General features: G+C 41.4%; 19 protein-coding genes. 9 read left to right on the top strand and 10 right to left on the bottom strand.

Annotation, left to right across the window (positions count from 1 at the left end; genetic code table 11):
- Nucleotides 1–29 precede the first annotated feature (29 nt).
- The 4 genes from argH to F8S12_RS37515 all read left to right on the top strand — a co-directional run bounded on the left by argH (nt 30) and on the right by F8S12_RS37515 (nt 4,778).
- On the top strand, nt 30–1,418 hold the full coding sequence (argH, locus tag F8S12_RS37530; RefSeq protein WP_196521406.1) for an argininosuccinate lyase: 1,389 nt from the start codon (nt 30–32) through the stop codon (nt 1,416–1,418).
- A 921-nt stretch (nt 1,419–2,339) separates the two neighbouring features.
- Complete coding sequence (locus F8S12_RS37525) at nt 2,340–2,834, top strand: NUDIX hydrolase (RefSeq protein ID WP_196521405.1); 495 nt, start codon at nt 2,340–2,342, stop codon at nt 2,832–2,834.
- A 91-nt stretch (nt 2,835–2,925) separates the two neighbouring features.
- A complete protein-coding gene (locus F8S12_RS37520; protein ID WP_196521404.1) occupies nt 2,926–3,768 on the top strand; it encodes an alpha/beta fold hydrolase in 843 nt (280 codons plus the stop codon).
- Between the two features lie 227 nt (nt 3,769–3,995).
- Nucleotides 3,996–4,778, top strand: coding sequence for a hypothetical protein (locus tag F8S12_RS37515; protein ID WP_196521403.1), 783 nt, complete (start codon nt 3,996–3,998; stop codon nt 4,776–4,778).
- Nucleotides 4,779–5,014: 236 nt separating this feature from the next.
- Here the strand turns inward: F8S12_RS37515 and F8S12_RS37510 are convergent, their stop codons facing one another.
- Nucleotides 5,015–5,833 (bottom strand): pantothenate kinase, encoded by an 819-nt coding sequence (locus F8S12_RS37510; RefSeq protein ID WP_196521402.1) that lies wholly within the window; start codon nt 5,831–5,833, stop codon nt 5,015–5,017.
- Between the two features lie 109 nt (nt 5,834–5,942).
- Between F8S12_RS37510 and F8S12_RS37505 the strand changes: the two genes are divergently transcribed.
- On the top strand, nt 5,943–7,667 hold the full coding sequence (locus F8S12_RS37505) for a diflavin flavoprotein (RefSeq protein ID WP_196521401.1): 1,725 nt from the start codon (nt 5,943–5,945) through the stop codon (nt 7,665–7,667).
- 180 nt (nt 7,668–7,847) lie between these two features.
- Nucleotides 7,848–9,560, top strand: a complete 1,713-nt coding sequence (locus tag F8S12_RS37500) for a diflavin flavoprotein (RefSeq protein ID WP_196521400.1) — start codon at nt 7,848–7,850, stop codon at nt 9,558–9,560.
- A 146-nt stretch (nt 9,561–9,706) separates the two neighbouring features.
- On the opposite strand, the gene F8S12_RS37495 is transcribed toward F8S12_RS37500, so the two are convergent.
- From F8S12_RS37495 to F8S12_RS37480, 4 genes are all read right to left on the bottom strand, one after another.
- Entirely contained in the window at nt 9,707–10,075 is a 369-nt protein-coding gene (locus F8S12_RS37495) for a hypothetical protein (protein ID WP_196521399.1), read from the bottom strand.
- Between the two features lie 185 nt (nt 10,076–10,260).
- On the bottom strand, nt 10,261–10,698 hold the full coding sequence (locus F8S12_RS37490) for a putative toxin-antitoxin system toxin component, PIN family (protein ID WP_196521398.1): 438 nt from the start codon (nt 10,696–10,698) through the stop codon (nt 10,261–10,263).
- On the bottom strand, nt 10,695–10,961 hold the full coding sequence (locus F8S12_RS37485) for a hypothetical protein (RefSeq protein WP_196521397.1): 267 nt from the start codon (nt 10,959–10,961) through the stop codon (nt 10,695–10,697). Before F8S12_RS37485 ends, F8S12_RS37490 begins: the two co-directional genes overlap by 4 nt.
- Before the next feature lie 113 nt (nt 10,962–11,074).
- Nucleotides 11,075–11,896 carry a pentapeptide repeat-containing protein gene (locus F8S12_RS37480; RefSeq protein ID WP_230968550.1) on the bottom strand — a complete coding sequence of 274 codons (822 nt, stop codon included), beginning with the start codon at nt 11,894–11,896 and terminating at the stop codon, nt 11,075–11,077.
- A gap of 185 nt (nt 11,897–12,081) precedes the next feature.
- Between F8S12_RS37480 and F8S12_RS37475 the strand changes: the two genes are divergently transcribed.
- The 3 genes from F8S12_RS37475 (at nt 12,082) to F8S12_RS37465 (ending at nt 13,195) form a co-directional block, all read left to right on the top strand.
- Entirely contained in the window at nt 12,082–12,309 is a 228-nt protein-coding gene (locus F8S12_RS37475) for a hypothetical protein (RefSeq protein ID WP_196521396.1), read from the top strand.
- Nucleotides 12,309–12,722, top strand: coding sequence for a type II toxin-antitoxin system VapC family toxin (locus F8S12_RS37470; RefSeq protein WP_196521395.1), 414 nt, complete (start codon nt 12,309–12,311; stop codon nt 12,720–12,722). The genes F8S12_RS37475 and F8S12_RS37470 overlap by 1 nt, the downstream gene beginning before the upstream one ends.
- A 116-nt stretch (nt 12,723–12,838) precedes the next feature.
- Nucleotides 12,839–13,195 carry a GNAT family N-acetyltransferase gene (locus F8S12_RS37465; RefSeq protein WP_196521394.1) on the top strand — a complete coding sequence of 119 codons (357 nt, stop codon included), beginning with the start codon at nt 12,839–12,841 and terminating at the stop codon, nt 13,193–13,195.
- 233 nt (nt 13,196–13,428) lie between these two features.
- Here F8S12_RS37465 and F8S12_RS37460 read toward each other — a convergent pair whose 3' ends face one another.
- From F8S12_RS37460 to F8S12_RS41390, 5 genes are all read right to left on the bottom strand, one after another.
- On the bottom strand, nt 13,429–14,970 hold the full coding sequence (locus F8S12_RS37460) for a hypothetical protein (RefSeq protein ID WP_196521393.1): 1,542 nt from the start codon (nt 14,968–14,970) through the stop codon (nt 13,429–13,431).
- Nucleotides 14,971–14,998: 28 nt separating this feature from the next.
- Nucleotides 14,999–16,000 carry an ATP-binding protein gene (locus F8S12_RS37455; RefSeq protein ID WP_196521392.1) on the bottom strand — a complete coding sequence of 334 codons (1,002 nt, stop codon included), beginning with the start codon at nt 15,998–16,000 and terminating at the stop codon, nt 14,999–15,001.
- A 156-nt stretch (nt 16,001–16,156) separates the two neighbouring features.
- Nucleotides 16,157–16,279: a hypothetical protein gene (locus tag F8S12_RS41870; RefSeq protein WP_269144871.1), complete on the bottom strand. Its 123-nt coding sequence runs from the start codon at nt 16,277–16,279 to the stop codon at nt 16,157–16,159.
- A gap of 266 nt (nt 16,280–16,545) precedes the next feature.
- Nucleotides 16,546–18,573 carry a transketolase gene (tkt, locus tag F8S12_RS37450; protein ID WP_196521391.1) on the bottom strand — a complete coding sequence of 676 codons (2,028 nt, stop codon included), beginning with the start codon at nt 18,571–18,573 and terminating at the stop codon, nt 16,546–16,548.
- 54 nt (nt 18,574–18,627) lie between these two features.
- Nucleotides 18,628–18,807, bottom strand: a 180-nt coding sequence (locus tag F8S12_RS41390; protein WP_230968549.1) for a hypothetical protein, incomplete at its 5' end; no start/stop codon positions are given.

Below are 18,807 nucleotides of genomic sequence, written 5' to 3'. Positions count from 1 at the left end.
CCCCACTCCCCACTCCCCTCATAATATTTATGACCAAAGAACAAAATTGGAGTCCACGGTTTGAATCAGCGTTGCATCCGGCGATCGCGCGTTTTAATGCCAGTATCGGTTTTGATATTGAATTAATAGAATACGATCTGACTGGTTCTCAAGCTCATGCCAAAATGCTCGCTCACACGGGCATTATCTCCCCAGAAGAAGCAGAGCAATTGGTTGCAGGTTTAGAACAAATTCGCCAAGAGTACCGTCAGGGAAGATTTCACCCTGGTGTCGATGCTGAAGACGTACATTTTGCCGTTGAAGGACGACTGACAGAAATTGTCGGCGATGTGGGTAAAAAGCTGCATACGGCGCGATCGCGTAATGATCAAGTTGGCACCGATACCAGACTCTACCTCCGCGACCAAATCCAACAAATTAAAGGCCAATTGCGAGAATTTCAAGGTGTTTTACTGGATATAGCTGAACAGCACGTTGAAACTCTGATTCCTGGTTATACGCACCTACAACGCGCTCAACCCGTGAGTTTAGCTCACCACCTCTTGGCATACTTTGAAATGGCGCAACGCGACTGGGAACGCCTGGGTGATGTTTCTCGCCGCGTGAATATTTCACCTTTGGGGTGTGGTGCTTTAGCTGGAACTACTTTCCCCATTGACCGCCACTACACAGCTAAACTCCTGGATTTTGATGATATTTATGCTAACAGCCTCGATGGAGTGAGCGATCGCGATTTTGCGATCGAATTCTTGTGTGCCGCTAGCTTGATCATGGTTCATCTCAGCCGTCTTGCAGAAGAAATCATTCTTTGGTCAACTGAAGAATTCCGCTTTGTCACTCTCAAAGATAGCTGTGCTACTGGTTCCAGTATCATGCCCCAAAAGAAAAACCCCGATGTACCAGAATTAGTGCGAGGGAAAACGGGGCGTGTATTTGGTCATCTTCAGGCAATGTTAGTGATTATGAAGGGGCTACCCCTGGCATATAACAAAGACCTACAAGAAGATAAAGAAGGTCTATTTGATAGCGTTAACACAATCAAAGCCTCTCTAGAAGCAATGACGATTTTGCTCAGGGAAGGCTTGGAATTTCGTACTCAGCGTTTGGCGCAAGCCGTGACGGAAGATTTTTCTAATGCTACCGATGTCGCAGATTATTTGGCAGCACGAGGCGTCCCTTTCCGGGAAGCCTATAACCTCGTGGGTAAAGTAGTAAAAACTAGTATTGCCGCAGGTAAGCTCCTGAAAGATTTGAAATTAGACGAGTGGCAACAATTCCATCCAGCATTTGCAGCAGATATTTATGAGGCGATATCCCCCCGTCAAGTTGTGGCAGCCCGCAACAGTTACGGTGGTACTGGGTTTGTACAGGTCAGCAAAGCGCTCATAGCTGCCCGCGCTCAAATCGCTATCGAGTAATAAATAAGGGCGCACATTTGTTTGTACGCCCTAAAAACTAAATAAACTAAATAACAAGGATTGAGGTAGGCAAGCAGCTTATTCAGTATCAGCTGCTGCTGCGCCTTCTTCTTCTTCACTCTTCGGTGGTCTTTGTTGGAACCTTCTCTGCATTCTTCCTGTCGTAGTCCGTTTACGAAACTTCCGGGCATACGCCTGGTTCCGTAGCGCCTTTTCTTTTTTCGGGTTACGGCGCTTGGCCATGTTCACCTCATTAATAAACAACAAAAAAGTGGTAACTAGGCATCACATAGGCAATATTAGCTACCAATATTATTGATATACTTGTAGCCTAGTTCAGCACTTAATACGCTTTAAACAGTGTTCTAGTCTACCGTATTCAACATTGCTATGTCAATAAAAATTTAGAATTATGTCTCCGCTAGCTAGACGAAAAATACCCTTTTTTAAATTCAAATAGACAAAAATAGATATAAATTAGCTAACTAGTGTTGTTCTTAGAACAAACCAGTATTATTTATTTAACAAAAAGTTTAATTAGGACTAATTAGGTAATAGTTAGAACATAAGAATCAGCAATTAAATATTAGAATATTATCTAAACATTAAAATTCATAAATTTAGATTTTTTATATTAATTTTTTTAACGGATGCTGAAAAACTAGTATTGATAGCTGGTTTGGGCAAGGCTAATGCTAGCTATAAACTGAAAAGTTTTCTTATTTCAAAATTATGTATATATGAATACAGTGCTTCTATTTAAACTTGATGTTAGAATTAACAATATTCTACGTAAATCGTTAGAATAAAAATCTCAATCCACAAACATTTTTGTATAAAACAAAACTCAACCAAAATTTTATTAGTTGAGTCTATGTAAGTGGTAGGGAAACATAGAATACAACATAGAAATTTTGAAGATTGAACGTTATTGCTTTTTTTCCGGCAGCTGTCCAGTCCACACGTAGCTTGTGGCGTATTGGACAAACAGTATTGGGCATTATATTTCGCCATCCTATTACTGGCACTAGTATCATCCCAATTTTACCCGATGGTCGGATAGTACTGATCCGGCGGCGCGACGATGGTCTTTGGGCACTGCCTGGAGGGATGGTGGATTGGGGAGAAGATATTCCCAACACAGTCCGCCGAGAATTGAAAGAGGAAACCGGACTAGAATTGGTGAACATTAATCGTTTGGTAGGAGTTTACTCCTCACCAGACCGTGATCCTCGAATTCATTCAATTTGTGTTGTGGTTGAAGCCGAGGTGCATGGGATAATGGAGATTAAAGATACTTTGGAAGTCATGGAAATCGAAGCTTTCTCTCTCAATTTCCTACCTTCAGGACAGATGTCTCATGACCATACTCGGCAGTTGCAAGACTACTTAAAAGGCTTGACAACATTGGCATAATAATATTTTGTCATTAATTATTGGTCTTTTGTTAGATACTAATAACTAATGACTATTTATTATGGTGCTAAAAGTTAACTCCTAAATTAAAATGGATACACTATTCCGTAACTCCCGGAGAAAGCTCTCTCAAGGGCTAATATTCTGGCGTGAAGCCGGTGAAAAAACTCCTATAATTTTTTTACATGGTGCTTGGAATGAGAGCAGTCAATGGTTATCTGTGATGGAGTCTGTTGCACAAGATTTTCATTGTTTTGCACCTGATTTATTGGGGTTTGGTGAGTCAGAAAATCCGAATATCCACCATTCGATAGATTTACAAGTAGAGTGTTTAGCTGAATTCCTGCAAGCTGTCAAGCTAGAAAAAGTATATTTAGTCGGGCATTCTCTTGGGGGTTGGATTGCTGCCAGCTATGCTTTAAAGTATCCAGAGAAAGTTGATGGTGTGGTACTGCTAGCACCAGAGGGCGTAGAGATAGCAGGACAAGAACAGTATTGCCAGAAGATGCGGCGATTACTGAGCTATCCACCATTATTAGTTAAATTATTGCGATCGCTCACTCCTTTGACTAAAATCTTAGGTTGGCATGAAAAAATTGCCCAGGACTTGCAACTGCGTCAGGTGCTATTACCGTATCCCATAGGTTGCCAGTTACTTTTCAAGCGACGACAAGCAGAAATTGAGGCGGAATTACTGCAAAAGCGGCTTTACATGATAGATGTCCCAGTTTTTATTTTACAAGGTGGCCAAGATACACCAGATGCTTTAGCCAAGAGTCGGGTTTATGCTCAACTGATACCGAATGTCGAGTTGAAAATGATTGCCCATGCCGGAAATAACTTACCAGAATCTTGTGCTGGGGTTGTGGCGGTTGAAATTCGGGAGTTTATTCAAGGTATTTTGAAAAGCCATAATTTAAACGAATTAAACTAGCTCATTCAGGGTTTGTTGCCAATCCAGTACACATATTCCTTCGCTCTGAAATTAGGTAATTATTCTAAGGAGTTGTAAATAAAATACTATTAATATGTAATTATCAATCTTATGAAATTACAACAATTTGAAAAATATGTCTGATGTTAGCAAGTTAGTTCATAAGTCAGAAATACGCATGATGATGTCAAATAATTTATACATATATTTCAGAAAGGTTTTTAGTTATGAGTTCAGCTAAAGAATATATGGATTTTGAGGAGACGAGCGCATCTATAAAATCTATTTTGGATAAACTATCGAGGATCTCATATAACAGTTTTATACCTTTTGAAACACAGGATGAACTTTTCGTTAATGCAATTGATTTATTAGAGTTAATGGAAAAAGTTTTGACTGAATTCTTCATTACGCATAACTTGAATGAAACACCTATTAAAAAATTTTATGAAAATATTGAACAAGAAGCATATCTTGGAAACAGAGATCAAGAGTTTTTTGATAATGAAGGTTTTGTTACTGCTAATATGATTTTAAATAATCATACTCATTATTCTTTTTATTCTGCATTACATCAAGATTATATCTATAGCATATTTTCGGAATTAGAACTTTTAAAAAAAGCTATAATATCCTGTTTTAGATTAAAAAGAGCAATTATTTTTAGTTGGGAGCGTTATGGCAATACAATCTTAATCAATAAACTAAATCAGCTAAATAATTATGCTATTAGCATAGCAAAGAAGGAAGCTTTTATTAGAAAATTACTCGCTGATTATCCAGAAACTGACAGCCTAAAACTAGTCATCGCTTTTAAAGAAGATCAGTATAATGAGCTAGATGTAAAAATAGAATCAATTGTTTCTTGGGCGGAAACTCAAGATTATCAAAACGAATTCATTTCATTTTTGAAAAACTTAAAAAATCTGCTTACACAGAAGATTGAAGATTTAGGTATAAGTCAGCATCAACTTATGGCTGATTATAAGATTGAACTAATACCATCCTAGAATGCAAATCTCTCAAAAGCAAGACTATACTTAGTGGGGTCAAACGAGCAATGGATACTGTTGGCGAAGTCAAAAAACGCTCATGTTTGGGTAAGTCAATTCAGCGATGAAACGATTGAGAGCTTTTTGAACAGCTTTGTATCCAGGGGCTTACTTGCCTAATTTCAAGCCAAGCAAAATGCGATCGCGTAAAAGCTCAAGTTATACTTGGGAGAAAGCAATTGCTGTTCGCTCCATCAATGCAGCATTATTACTATTTCTCGCATTCCCCAAAATATTGAATTTGGTTCTACAATTAAATGTGCTGCAATTTCAGGATATAAGGCTTGCAGATAGTTTAGTAATAAAGTGCGATCGCCTCCTTTAATTGCAATCTTCCCATCAGGAAATAACTGCCACCATGCTTTAACAAAATCTTGAACTCCAGCTAATAAAGTGTAAATCACTCCACTTTGAATTGCCTCTGTCGTATTGACTGCAAAACGTGGTGGTAGAGACGCAACACTTCCCGTTTCTAATAATGGTAATTGTCCTGTTTGTTGACCGAGAGTTACAAATTGCAAACCTAATCCTGGCAGAATTGCACCTCCAACTAAACACTGATTATCATCCGCAGCCGTAAAAGTCAGCGCTGTCCCAGCATCAATCACCAACATTGGAAAACCCCACGTTTTCCCCGCACCCCACAAAGCTAAAGCACGGTCAATTCCTAGTGTGGGATACATACCTTTAATCGGTACTTGGTCTAAGGTAATAACGCGAATGTTAGGATAAATTTGCCAAATAGCAGTTTGGCTGGGAACTACGGAGGCGAGGAGGAGGGGGCAGAGGAGGAGAGTGTTTGTTAGAAAATCACCTTGATGAGGTAGGAAAATTATCTCTAGCAAATCATCCAGGGTTTGACACTTAGCCAACTGTTGGATGAGAGACTCAGGTAGATGGTCGGTATCCCAAGCTGAGTGAAGCGTCTCGCCAATAAATAACGCCCAATGCAACCGAGAATTCCCAATTTCCAAAGCTAGCCAAATTTCTTCTCTGTGCCTCTGCGGTTTCACACTTTTAACTTTTTTAAGTCAGTCATAGGTTTTTTAATAAAAATTAACATTCAAGCCGTGTAACAATAAAGGTAGAGGAATAAATACTCATTGTGTCAAGGAGGGAGTTATGGTAGCACTCACAGAAAAAACTGAAAAACGGCTCACCATACAGACTGGGGAAATCGCTCAAGAAACGACGGCTATTCGCTCATTAGATTGGGATCGCGATCGCTTCGATATTGAGTTTGGTCTACAAAACGGTACCACTTATAACTCGTTTCTCATCCGTGGGGATAAGACTGTCTTAGTTGATACCTCCCATGAAAAGTTTCGTCAACTATATTTTGATACGCTCATCGGTCTAATCAAGCCAACAGATATTGATTATTTGATTATCAGCCACACCGAGCCAGACCATAGCGGTTTAGTTAAAGATTTGCTGCAAATGGCTCCAGAAATTACCGTTGTTGGTTCTAAAGTGGCGATTCAGTTTCTTGAGGATTTCGTACATCAACCATTTAAGCGCCTGATTGTGAAAAATGGCGATCGCTTAGATTTGGGCAACGGTCATGAATTTGAATTCGTGATTGCCCCAAATTTACATTGGCCGGATACCATTTTCAGCTTTGATCACAAAACCAAAATTCTCTATACCTGCGATGCCTTTGGGTTGCATTATTGCTCAGATAGCACCTTTGATGAAGACTTGGCAGCTATCGAAGAAGACTTTCATTATTACTACGACTGCTTAATGGGGCCGAATGCCCGGTCAGTTTTGTCTGCCCTGAAGCGGATGGGGGAACTAAAAACCATTAGCATGATTGCCACAGGTCATGGTCCATTATTATCTCACAATGTTGAGGAACTAACTGGACGTTACCGCACTTGGAGCCAAACACAAACCAAGGCAGAAGCGGCAGTTGGAATATTTTACGTTTCAGAATACGGATATAGCGATCGCCTTGCTCAAGCAATTGCCAACGGCATCGGTAAAACTGGTGTAGCCGTGGAAATTGTCGATTTGGGATCTGAACTGGATTTACAAGAACTACGGGAACTAGTTAGCCGTTGTGCGGGGCTAATCCTTGGCCTACCTCCGGCTTCTGGCGCTGCTAGCATCCAAGTTGCCCTCAGCACAGTTTTAGGATCTGCCAAAGAAAAGCAAGCTATAGGTATATTTGAAACTGGTGGTGGCGATGATGAGCCGATAGATCCGTTACTGAGTAAGTTTCGGAATTTGGGTCTGACAACGGTTTTTCCAGCGATTCGGATTAAACAAACGCCCACAGAAAACATTTATAAACTGTGTGAAGAAGCCGGTACAGACTTAGGGCAATGGGTAACACGCGATCGCAGTATTAAAAACATGAAATCCCTGGGTGCAGACTTAGATAAAGCACTAGGTAGACTTAGCGGCGGATTGTATATTATTACTGCCAAAAAAGGCGATGTTTCCAGCGCCATGTTAGCCTCCTGGGTTGCTCAAGCTAGTTTTAAACCCTTGGGATTTTCCATTGCAGTAGCCAAAGATAGAGCAATTGAATCACTTATGCAAGTAGGCGATCGCTTTGTTCTCAACATCTTAGAAGAAGGGAATTTCCAACCACTAATGAAGCACTTTTTGAAACGGTTCGCCCCTGGTGCAGATCGCTTTGAAAATGTGAGAACTCAGCCAGCCGAAAATGGTGCCCCCATCCTCAACGACGCCCTCGCCTACATGGAGTGCGAAGTCGTCAGTAGAATGGACTGCGGCGACCACTGGGGAGTATACAGCACCGTCTACGCCGGACGAGTTTCTAAGCCAGATGCACTGACAGCAGCCCATCACCGCAAAGTTGGTAATCATTATTAAGAGAGGGAGTGGGGAGTAGGGAGTAGGGAGTAGGGAGTGGTGTTTCCTAGTTCTTATTTCCCATTACCCTAAAAGCCATGTTGGAAAGCATTATTAAAAAAGTAAATAGGAAGTGGTGATTCCTACTCCCTACTCCCTATTCCCTACTCCCTATTCCCTACTCCCTATTCCCTACTCCCTATGTCAACAAACAAACCCCGTGACGTTCAAGTTTTGCCTATTGCTACAAATACAAGAATACTGCGATCGCGCAGTTGGTCAAGGCTCAGGTTTGAAATTGAATATGCTCTCGCCAAGGGTACAACTGCTAATTCTTATTTAATAGAAAGCGATAAAACTGCCCTCATTGATCCGCCAGGGGAAACATTTACGCAAATTTATTTAGAAGCGTTACAACAGCGTTTCCATGTCGAAGAGTTAGATTATGTAATTTTGGGACACGTCAACCCCAACCGCGCTACAACTTTAAAAGCTTTGTTGGAAATTGCTCCACAAATCACTTTTGTTTGCTCTAATCCTGGGGCGATTAATTTACGCGGAGCGCTGGAAAATCAAGACTTGCAAATTCTTGTCATGCGGGGAGAAGAAACTCTAGATTTGGGCAAAGGGCATAATTTACAATTCATTCCCACCCCCAATCCCCGCTATGCAGATCAACTTTGCACTTATGATCCCCAAACAGAAATTTTGTACACAGATAAGTTATTTGGGGCGCATGTTTGCGGAGATCAGGTATTTGATGAAGGCTGGGAAGTATATAACGAAGATCGGCGCTATTATTTTGATTGCCTCATGGCTCCCCACGCTCGTCAAGTTGAAACAGCGCTGGATAAACTTGCAGATTTCCCAGTGCGAATGTATGCCAATGGACACGGGCCTTTAGTTCGCTACGGCTTAATCGAACTCACCAAAGTCTATCGGCAATGGAGTCAGCAACAAACTTCTGCTGACTTGACAGTAGCATTGATTTATGCATCAGCTTATGGAAACACGGCAACATTAGCCCAAGCGATCGCTCGTGGCATCACAAAAGCTGGCGTTGCCGTAGAATCGATTAACTGCGAATTTACCGAGCCTGAAGATATCCGGGTTGCTGTGGAAAAATCTGCTGGCTTTGTCATCGGTTCACCTACCCTCGGCGGTCATGCACCTACACCTGTACAAATAGCTTTAGGAATTGTCCTATCCACCGCTACTAATAATAAACTCGCTGGTGTTTTTGGTTCCTTTGGCTGGAGTGGGGAAGCAGTTGATTTAATCGAAGGCAAATTAAAAGATGCTGGCTATCGATTTGGTTTTGACACCATCCGCGTCAAATTCAAACCCGACGATGCCACCTTACAATTGTGTGAAGAAGCTGGAACCGACTTTGCCCAAACACTGAAGAAAACCAGAAAAGTGCGATCGCCTAGTCTTCCTGCAACAAATGTAGAACAAGCAGTTGGTCGGATTGTCGGTTCTCTTTGTGTTCTCACAGCAAAAGAAGGCGATCGCTCCAGTGCCATGTTAGCTTCTTGGGTGGCTCAGGCTAGCTTTAGTCCTCCTGGTTTAACCATAGCTGTAGCTAAAGACCGCGCAGTAGAAACACTGACGCATACAGGAAATAAATTTGTCCTCAACATCCTCAAAGAAGGGAATCACTTGGGGTTGATGAAGCACTTCCTCAAACCTTTTGGCCCAGGACAAGACCGATTTGCTGATGTCGCGTCCCAAGAAACTGAAAGCGGTTCTCCCATACTTACCGATGCTCTAGCATATCTCGAATGCTCCGTACAAAACCGGATGGAATCTGGCGATCACTGGCTGGTTTATGCAACTGTCGAGAATGGCAAATTGTTAGATAATGATGGCGTTACAGCTGTGCATCATCGCAATTCGGCAACTCATTATTAATTGGGCATGGGGCATGGGGTGAGACAATACGGTTCGGTTAAAGTGCATAGTCCTTAAAGATCCCCCTTAGTCCCCCTTAAAAAGGGGGAAATAGAGCCATTCTTAGCCCCCCCCTTTTTAAGGGGGGTTGGGGGGATCAAGTCTTATCAGAACCGTACCGTATTGCGAGGTGAGATGCTAGAGGGTAGTGTAAAACTATTCTCTAAACCCCAGTCCTCTCTATAAAACTGAAGTATCGAGTTCTGATCTCGGAGTTCCGAGTTCAGAGGTCGGAGTTCCGAGTTCAGAGGTCGGAGTTCCGAGTTCAGAGGTCGGAATTCCGAGTTCAGAGGTCGAAGTTCCGAGTTCTGAGGTCGAAGTTCCGAGTTCTGAGGTCGAAGTTCCGAGTTCTGAGCTTGAAGTTCCGAGTTCTGAGCTTGAAGTTCCGAGTTCTGAGCTTGAAGTTCCGAGTTCTGAGGTCGGAGTTCCGAGTTCTTAGGTAAAAAGTAGAAGTTTGGAGAGCGATCGCATATCATCTTGTTTTCACGAATCGCCTATTGGTAAGCTTGTCTGGAGAGATGCGATCGCTTACTTCAAGAATTTTTATTTATAATTGTATTTTTGAATTCACATCCTCTCACTGCTTATCCTGCTTTCCCTACAGTAATTTTATTTTTACTTAATTATCAATTATGTAGCGCTTTGCGTTTCCCGTAGGGTATTACCAATTACGAATAGACCTTTCTGGAAAATAACGCATCAAAAAATCTTGTGGTGTCAAAATGGGAATTCCGTTAAACTCTACCAACACCAATAAATCTAAATCACCAGTAATAATTGCTTCAGCGTTTGCAGCAATAGCCGCAGCCAGAACTACAATATCTTTTGGGTCACGTAATTGAGGAGCATCTACAGAAACAGTTAGACAAAATTGGAGTGCATTTCTCGTAGCATTAATTACATCTTCTACTCTTAAATTTAAAGATTCGATTTTAGACTTAAACTTTGGACGACGCAAAGTAGTTTCTAACTCTAAAAATAAAGCATCAGACGCAAATATAGTTATTTTCTGCTCCTCTGCCAGTATCAAAACTATATCTGGCACTCCTCCCCAAAGTAATGCTGAAATCCAAACATTTACATCAACTACAATCCTCATTTTTCAGTCCAAAGTTCTTGTCTAACTTCCTTAACTATTTGACTAATTTCTTCGAGATTTGGTTGATTTGGATCTGAACCAGCCTGTGTTACTCGTTGCCTTAATGCTTTTAGTGTTAAATCTATTTTTGTTTTTTTAAACACAATTTCATCTTCGGTAACAGAGACTTCATATTCTGTATAAGGCTGAAGCTTTTCTAAAATCTCTGGAGGAATTTCTAGTTTTCCATCAGCTGTGACTTTAGCAATACTAGTTGTGTTCATAATCTTAATCTTCAGATAGGATGTCGGTACGACGGGGTTGGGATAGCTTTGTTATGTCAAAAAAAGTATGCTCTCGGTTTTATTATGCCGTTATTTTGAGGCGCTTCCCACAGTTACTTCATTGGTTCTGGTGGTAAACCAAGCTTGGCGCGAAATTCCCGATCGTATTTTGCATGTCTCCAATTTTTGGCAGATTTAACTTGCTCAACAGCTATGTTTTTTGCATCACTGAGGTCTGCAAATATGAGATTGCTACTGCTGAGGTTGGCACCGTTGAGGTCGGCATTCTTAAGGTTAGTACGACTTAGGTCAGCACCGTTGAAGTTGGCAAAGCCGAGATGAGTATTGTTAAGGTTGCTACCCATAAGGCTGGCATCTTTAAGGTTGGTAAAGCCGAGGTCAGCATTGCTGAAGTTGGCAAAACGCAGGTCAGCACCGCTGAGGTTAGCGCGGATAAGGTTAGCGCGGATAAGGTTGGCACCGATGAGGTTGGTTTTCTCAACGTTGATTCCAGATAAGCTAAAATTTTCCTTTTTTAATCTTTCCAGCGCCAACACGACTACACCTGACTTTTCGCCTTGCCCATCTTTCACTACTTGCCACGCCTCAAAGATTGATTTTTCTCTACGTTCCCCAACTTCCAGTAGAAAAACTAACAGAGCTATTAAAAAGCCAACCTTTTCTAATATCCGAAATACATCAGCCCCATCAACTAGGTTCGCTAAAGGTTCTACCAGACGTTTTTCTAACCACTCAAATGGTGATTTAGTTACAACAATAAATTTATCTCGCCAACTTTTACGCGGTGGTGGGATATAACGCCCAGTTCGTCTGAGGTGAAGTATATCCTCTTCTGAGGAAGGGCGGCGTTTCTTTGGTTTTGGTTTGAGATGCGATGCCTGCGGCGGGCTACGCCTACGCCATTTTATCTTCAAAGTACCTTCCTCACACCAATGACACTTAATTGCAGTATATGATTACTCTGCTGTACTTGTATTCACATCTGCATGACAATCAGATATGATCTTTGCATCGGGCGTAGACGCAAAGTGGCTTGTCGTCAGATATCGCAAGCCGTCTTATTTTGATAACTCAACGCTCTCTATTAGAAATCATTGCCATGACGTTACGTGAACTTGAAGATCAAGCACTGAGATTATCTGCCGAGGATCGTTGGCAGTTAATCAATACATTGATGCGATCGCTCCAACCAAAACTTCAGCCAACGTCAAAGCCGAAAGGTTTAGCTGCAAGTTTAATCGGCATTGCGAAAACTGACACCCTGCCACCTACAGATGAAGAAGTGAAAGCGATACTAGATGAGCGTTTGGTGCAAAAGTATCTGTAATGCGACTTTTATTTGATACAAATGTTTTGCTGGATGCTTTGCTAGCGCGTGAACCTTTTGTGGCGGATGCTGCTTTTTTGCTAGAGACGGTTGAATCAGGGCAAGTTGAAGGGTTTATGTCGGCAACAACGGTTACAGATGTGCATTATTTGGTTCGACGCCAGACCAAGAGTGCTGAAGTTGCGATTGCCGCAGTGACTCAATTGTTGGCACTGATGGAAATTTGTGCAGTGGATCGCGGGGTGCTAGAACAGGCGATCGCCTTGGGGTTGAATGATTTTGAAGATGCGGTGCAGGTAGCAGCCGCGATTAAGTTGGGGTTAGAGGCGATCGTTACTCGTGATGTAGATGGATTCACAGGTTCACCGATTCCAGTACTCTCACCGAAAGATATGAGAAATCGGTTGATGTAGCAAAATGACTGTAAAAAATTCCCGCTACTGGCACCAGACTTTATAATTTAACTCAGGTTACAGAGCGATCGCAAGCCGTCTTATTTTGCTAACTGAATGCTCTAAAAAGTGGAAGTTTGGAAAGCGATCGCATATCATCTTGTTTTCACGAATCGCTTATTGGCAATTGTGGTATCCGTGTAAACGACCCAGAAATGCGGGAAGCAAATATCGGCTATGAACTAAACACTCAGTATTGGGGACAAGGTTATGCAACAGAAGCAGCACAGGCAATTTTAAAGTTTGGCTTTGAAGAACTGAGAATGCATCGGATCTGGTCTTGGTGTGTTGCACAGAATCTAGCTTCTGTAAGGGTATTAGAAAAAATTGGTATGCGCCGTGAGGGTCATCTGCGGGAAAAAGAGTTAATCAAAGGCAAATGGTACGACAACTTTCTTTACGCTATCCTTGACCACGAGAGTTTTTCTATTTAAGAGGTAAAGAAATGAATGAATAGATGAGTAAACGCCGTTTTAAGTTTTGGGACTATAACGTGAGTCACAATCAACTTCTAATTCGTAGCCCTAAAAATAAGGAGTTTAATACGAAATATAGATATTAAGTTTGTCGGCGTAGGACTTGACCATTTAAAGTTGGCGGTACATTTGGCACATAAAATTTTATAGTTGGTTGCGGCGGTGCGATCGCTTCAGCTATCTACAATAGATTAAATTTCTATCAGTGGTTGAATTTCTGTTTCAACTTGAGCTTCAACAAGTGGGGTATAAATCGGAATATCCGTTTGTGTGGCTTCAAAGCTAACAACTAGAGAGTATGGAACCTCAGCGTATGGATCATTATTCCAACCTTCATGCCCTACTACTGCAATACAGAATGCATCTCTAAGGTTATAAGATTTAACGAAAGCCCAATCCTTCTGAATTGTTCCTACACTTCTTGATACATTTTTGATTGTTTTATAATGCTTCTCTTTACCAAGAGTCCATGTAAAGAGTTCATCCCCCTTGTCTGCATCTTTTGGCACATTGTAATTAGCTAAAACCCTACCAAGAAAATGCTTTGGATCTTCTCCTTGTTTACTACACTCCCAGTCAAGCCAAGTTGAAAGATACTTTCTTCTATTACGTCGAGTTCGACGCGGTTCAGCTTTATATGACAAAGTAATTTCTATAATAATATCAAACTCTTCTCCAGGCGATCTCAGACTATTCGGTAGTTTGACTTGATAAAGAGGATTCTGCTCTTGAATACCACTATCAATTACACAGACATTAGGTGCATTTTTTTCTGGTGGTTGTAAAAATAAAGATATATTACTAATATTAGATATTTCACCATTGGGGGAAAATGGTTCAGCAATATTATCTTTTTCAGTTACTTCAAAAATATAAGAAAAATTAAATACCAAATCTTTTAAACATAGACCAGATATTTGAATAAGACATGAAAAACTGTCTGGTGCTTCAGAAAATTGAGGAGGATTATCTTCAATAAAGCTACTTAAAAGCTTACCATTATATTTATATTTAGGATTGCTAATAAAATTCATCAAGTCTTGTTGTCTCTTTGATGCTAAGTCATCCCATTCATCATATGTAATATCACGATTATCAATCCAGTTATTGATTGCTTTTACATAATTTTCAGGCTTTTTATAATTTTTTTGTTCTGGATAGTCACGTAACTTTGTTGTAGTTCCTAAACAAGATATACCTACTTCAACGACATAAACCTGCTCATCTTTTATTTGCTCCCATTCCTCTAATAACTTTGGAGATAAAATAAATTCTGGGCGTTGATTTTTGTCAAGAATATTCAAAATTTTTGCAATTACACCACCACCTTGTTGCTCATTGAAAAATTTTTCTATTTTCTTTTGAAGTTCAGTAAGGTTAGTATCCGCAGACGCACCAATAATATATCCATCTTCTAATTCAGATATTATTTCTATCTCAGAAGTTCTTAGATCATCTAAATCGAAAGTTTCAGGATCTATCTGTAGTATTAAAGGTATGGAATCAGGAAGTATGAGTTTTTTATCTTCTTCTTGTTGCTGTTGAGTTATTTTCCAATCGGAAATGAGAGAAGATACTAATTCTTGAATTTTACTTCCGTGTCCCTGCCGATTAGACAAATTTATATGTGTCTGAGTAACTTTTTTATTACCACCGCCACCTAGAGATTTTGCTGTACCCTTGTCTGTCAATTTGAGATCGATATGCGGAAAACCTTGATAACTTTCAACCATTTATTTATCCAGACAGCAAAATTTAATACTAGGAAATCTTGATTTCTGCGATCGCTTCTTCTAAGTGTTCCTGAATCACTAGCTCCTCTCGCTCAAGGATTGCTCTTTTAGCTGCATCTTGTGCAACTCTCACAGCTTGAGCCGCAGAAAAATCTTTCATCTGCTCAATGATCATTGGCCAGTTGATAGATCCCACTTCAATTGCAGATAGTGTTTCCTTTAGTATAAATTCTAGCTCTTGTTCTCCGGGTTTGGGTACTGCAATCAAATCATCAAATCTTCTCCAAAGGGCAGTATCTAGAGATTTATTTAGGTTCGTAGCTGCTACTAAAAGCCCAGAAGATGGTTGATACTCATCCAAAATTTGAAGAAATGTATTGACTACTCGCTTAATTTCTCCTACTTCTTGAGAGTCTTCTCGTGTCTTAGCAATTGAGTCACATTCATCAAGAAATAATAAACATGGACTTTTTGAGGCATCCTCAAATACAAGTCTTAAATTGCTGGCAGTTTCGCCTAAAAAAGACGACACCATTGCATCAAATCGAACTTTCAAGAGTGGTAAACCTGTATTCCAAGCTAAACGCTCTGCTCCTAGAGTCTTTCCACAGCCAGGAGGCCCATATAGAAGGATTTTTTGTCTGTAACGCAATCCATGATGAGCAAGCCTATCTCTTGCCGCATACTCACGTTCAATTCGGCAGAAACGTTTCTCAATATTTTCTGGCAACACCATATGATGCCGCAAATTTTCCCTTGGTATGATACTTACCAAAGGAAGATTAAATCGCCTACTGGTTCGTAATTCAGTTAAAGCTTGTAAATTTTCTGGTGTTGAAGAAGCAGGTTTGCTGATGTTAGTAGGCTTCTCTTTCGGGCTTTTTTTAGTGATATTCTCTAACTGATCAGCTAAGAGCGTATGTCCCTTACTGCGTTCTTCATCAATCACTAGATATGTCAGCTTGTCAATCGCCTCTTGATCTGAACTAGCGATCGCTCTAAAAAATCTCTTGAGAAGCTCTGCTTTCATACTGCCTCTCAGTATAAATAGTAATTTTTTAGCACTTTAGTACTATTGTACTAATTTGTATACTGTATTGTAAATTATAACGCGATTAGCTTGTCTTTAACTATTATATTAAGTTATGTAATAAAAATCATTTTTCTACTTAGGAATTTAACATATCTAACCATAGGGCGTTGCTTTAAGGTCTATATCATCTTCCCCTTCAATCAATAACAAAGTCATCATATGTCCCTCAATAAGCCCTGTTAATCTGAAATCAGACATAGCTTTTAGTTCCTCCATAGAAACTTTCTCTGAATAATATTTAAATATCATTTGAATTGCTTTATCTCTATCTAGATAATACTGATAGCTACTATCCTTTTACATCAAATGTTCTACAATTTTTGTTATCCGGGCTAGAAGTACATCCTTTTCCTCAGAAACTTTCTGCATAACTTCCTCCCAATTAATAACTTATTAATCCAATTATAGTTAATCTTCCTTTGGATAAAAAAGGGTAGGCTCTTTAGCCCACCCCACAAAATTTAGAGAATATTCTGTTGCTATTAACCCAACAATTGCTTGGCCTTAGCTAACACATTATCAACGCTAAAGCCAAACTTCTCTAGACAAACACCACCTGGAGCCGAAGCACCAAAGCGATCAATACTAACGCAATCGCCTTCAGTACCGACGTACTTATGCCAACCGAAACTGCTAGCAGCTTCTACAGATAAACGCTTGGTGACAGCTTTCGGCAGAACGGATTCTTTATAAGCCGCATCCTGTGCTTCAAAAAGATCCCACGCTGGGAGCGAGACAACACGAACTTTTTTGCCTTCAGCTGTGAGTTTCTCGGCTGCGGTGACGGCGAGGCTCAATTCTGAACCAGTGCCAATCAAGATCAACTCAGGCGTACCTTCACTATCCACCACGGTGTATCCACCCTTCGCCACACCCTCAACCGATGTACCTGCCAAGTTAGGGACGTTTTGACGAGTGAACGCCAACAGAGACGGAGCGTTTTGCTTTGCCCTTTCAACTGCTATTTTATAAGCGCCAGAGGTTTCGTTACCGTCTGCGGGGCGAAACACTGTTAAATGAGGAATGGCTCGCAAGGAAGCGAGAGTTTCAATGGGTTGGTGCGTTGGCCCATCTTCACCTTGTCCAATTGAATCGTGAGTCATTACCCAAATCACGCCAGCTTGAGAAAGGGCGGATAAGCGGATGGCAGCACGCATGTAATCTGTGAAGATCAAGAAGGTAGCACCGTAGGGAATTAATCCCGAACTGTGCAGCGCTATACCATTACAGATTGCGCCCATAGCATGTTCCCGCACCCCAAAGTGGATGTTAGGATTTTGGTATTGCCCTTTTTGAAAGTCGCCCTTGCCCTTGATTTCGGTAAGGTTGGAGTGGGTTAAGTCAGCCGAACCACCAATCAATTCAGGTAAAACCGCCGCTAGTTTGTTGAGGCAGGTTTCTGAGTGTTTGCGAGTGGGCAGTCCTTTGTCTTCGGGGGTGTAGGTGGGTAGTACTTTATCCCAACCATCGGGCAGCTTGCTGCTGATGTAACGTTCAAATTCGGCTGCTTCTTGGGGATACTTAGCTTTGTAGTCAGCGTATGTTTTGTTCCATTCGCCTTCGTAACCTGCACCACGCTCAACTGCTTTAAGCGTGTGGTTGAGAGCGTCTTGGGGTATTACGAAAGGCTCGTGTTCCCACTTAAGTTGTTTACGAGTCAAGGCAACTTCGTCTGCACCGAGAGCAGCACCGTGAATACCGGCGGTGTTTTGCTTGTTGGGTGAACCGTAACCAATAGTGGTTGTTACTTTGATGAAAGAAGGCTTATCGGTGACAGCTTTGGCTGCTTCAATTGCCTTGGCGATCGCTTCTAAGTCAGTGTTGCCGTCCTCGACGTGTAGGACGTGCCAACCGTAAGCTTCAAAGCGCTTGGAAACATCTTCGGTGAATGCCACATCTGTGGAACCGTCGATGGAAATGTGGTTGTCGTCGTACAGAGCGATGAGTTTGCCTAATCCCAAGTGTCCTGCAAAAGAAGCAGCTTCACCGGAAATTCCTTCCATATTGCAACCGTCACCCACAATTACGTAGGTGTAGTGGTCAACAATTTTGGTATCAGGTTTGTTGTATTTAGCAGCAAGGTGTGCTTCAGCGATCGCCAAACCGACTGCATTGGCAATTCCTTGACCTAGTGGCCCGGTGGTGACTTCCACGCCTGGGGTCATGAAGTTTTCGGGGTGTCCGGGGGTTTTAGACTCCCATTGACGGAATTGCTTGATATCTTCAATGGTGACGCTATCGTAGCCTGTCAGATATAGCAGGGCGTACTGCAACATCGAGCCATGACCGGCAGACAAGACAAAGCGATCGCGGTTAAACCATTTGGGATTCTTGGGATTAAACTTCAAAAAGCGATCCCAAAGGACAAAAGCCATCGGAGCCGCGCCCATTGGCAGTCCTGGGTGTCCCGACTTGGCCTTTTCTACGGCATCAACAGCCAAGAAGCGGATCGAGTTAATACAAAGTTCTTCGAGGGACAGTTCTTGGGGGGATTGGGTTGCAACAGTCATAATCTTTTGTTTTTAACGACGGGTTAGCACTCTTGGTAGCTTCTCTTGCTGGGGTTATTTTAGATTCCCCGCAGTATCCTCATCATCCCATCCTCGCTCGTCGATGGACAAGCGGGATCTCCCGAGTTTCTGGTGATAAATCAAGCTGATAATTGGATCATGCTGAACGCTTAAGTTATATCGGAATGATATTTCTGATACTTTGGGCATTGGGCAGGGGGCAGGGGGCAGGGG

Source organism: Nostoc sp. WHI (assembly GCF_015714725.1).
Taxonomy (GTDB): Bacteria; Cyanobacteriota; Cyanobacteriia; order Cyanobacteriales; family Nostocaceae; genus Nostoc.
This window is presented reverse-complemented; position numbering and strand designations above follow the sequence as displayed.

Coding starts and splice junctions, on each gene's coding strand:
- argH (WP_196521406.1), top strand. CDS start 30: ATGACCAAAGAACAAAATTGGAGTCCACGGTTTGAATCAGCGTTGCAT.
- F8S12_RS37520 (WP_196521404.1), top strand. CDS start 2,926: ATGGATACACTATTCCGTAACTCCCGGAGAAAGCTCTCTCAAGGGCTA.
- F8S12_RS37515 (WP_196521403.1), top strand. CDS start 3,996: ATGAGTTCAGCTAAAGAATATATGGATTTTGAGGAGACGAGCGCATCT.
- F8S12_RS37505 (WP_196521401.1), top strand. CDS start 5,943: ATGGTAGCACTCACAGAAAAAACTGAAAAACGGCTCACCATACAGACT.
- F8S12_RS37500 (WP_196521400.1), top strand. CDS start 7,848: ATGTCAACAAACAAACCCCGTGACGTTCAAGTTTTGCCTATTGCTACA.
- F8S12_RS37495 (WP_196521399.1), bottom strand. CDS start 10,075: ATGATATGCGATCGCTCTCCAAACTTCTACTTTTTACCTAAGAACTCG.
- F8S12_RS37490 (WP_196521398.1), bottom strand. CDS start 10,698: ATGAGGATTGTAGTTGATGTAAATGTTTGGATTTCAGCATTACTTTGG.
- F8S12_RS37485 (WP_196521397.1), bottom strand. CDS start 10,961: ATGAACACAACTAGTATTGCTAAAGTCACAGCTGATGGAAAACTAGAA.
- F8S12_RS37475 (WP_196521396.1), top strand. CDS start 12,082: ATGACGTTACGTGAACTTGAAGATCAAGCACTGAGATTATCTGCCGAG.
- F8S12_RS37470 (WP_196521395.1), top strand. CDS start 12,309: ATGCGACTTTTATTTGATACAAATGTTTTGCTGGATGCTTTGCTAGCG.
- F8S12_RS37460 (WP_196521393.1), bottom strand. CDS start 14,970: ATGGTTGAAAGTTATCAAGGTTTTCCGCATATCGATCTCAAATTGACA.
- F8S12_RS37455 (WP_196521392.1), bottom strand. CDS start 16,000: ATGAAAGCAGAGCTTCTCAAGAGATTTTTTAGAGCGATCGCTAGTTCA.
- F8S12_RS41870 (WP_269144871.1), bottom strand. CDS start 16,279: ATGGAGGAACTAAAAGCTATGTCTGATTTCAGATTAACAGGGCTTATT.
- tkt (WP_196521391.1), bottom strand. CDS start 18,573: ATGACTGTTGCAACCCAATCCCCCCAAGAACTGTCCCTCGAAGAACTT.